We start from the raw sequence: 322 nt of genomic DNA, 5'->3' as shown, positions 1-322 counted from the left end.
AGGGGCATGACACTTTTGCGTCGGGAGACTCCTGCTTTTGCGCAGCAAAAGTGGCCCCGGTGGCACTCTCTACTATTACGGCCTATGTGAATTGGCTCAGCGACAAGCGGTATCTGTGCGTAAGGATAAACCACCAGATAGGGCCATTAAGTCGGACAGAGCAAAAGTCGTTATGACCGTAGGCTGTATTTCAATAAACCTTGATACAACAAAAGAGACTATCTCTCGATAGTCTCTAATCAACCGGCAACTTCTTATCCTCCCAGGCCGTCTCCAGCCAAGTACTTTCAGCGTTTATGTGCTTAACTACTGTGTTCGGAAT

At 47.8% G+C, this 322-nt stretch carries 1 protein-coding gene and 1 rRNA gene; one reads left to right on the top strand and one right to left on the bottom strand.

Going from position 1 to position 322, the window contains the following annotated elements:
* Positions 1–37: 37 nt before the first annotated feature.
* A complete protein-coding gene (locus I6E26_RS11130) occupies positions 38–232 on the top strand; it encodes a hypothetical protein (RefSeq protein ID WP_235321927.1) in 195 nt (64 codons plus the stop codon).
* Positions 233–241: 9 nt separating this feature from the next.
* On the opposite strand, the gene rrf is transcribed toward I6E26_RS11130, so the two are convergent.
* A 5S ribosomal RNA gene (rrf, locus tag I6E26_RS11440) occupies positions 242–322 on the bottom strand; the annotation flags it as partial.

The sequence above is a fragment of the Anaerovibrio lipolyticus genome (assembly GCF_021531495.1).
Classification (GTDB): Bacteria; Bacillota; Negativicutes; order Selenomonadales; family Selenomonadaceae; genus Anaerovibrio.
This window is presented reverse-complemented; position numbering and strand designations above follow the sequence as displayed.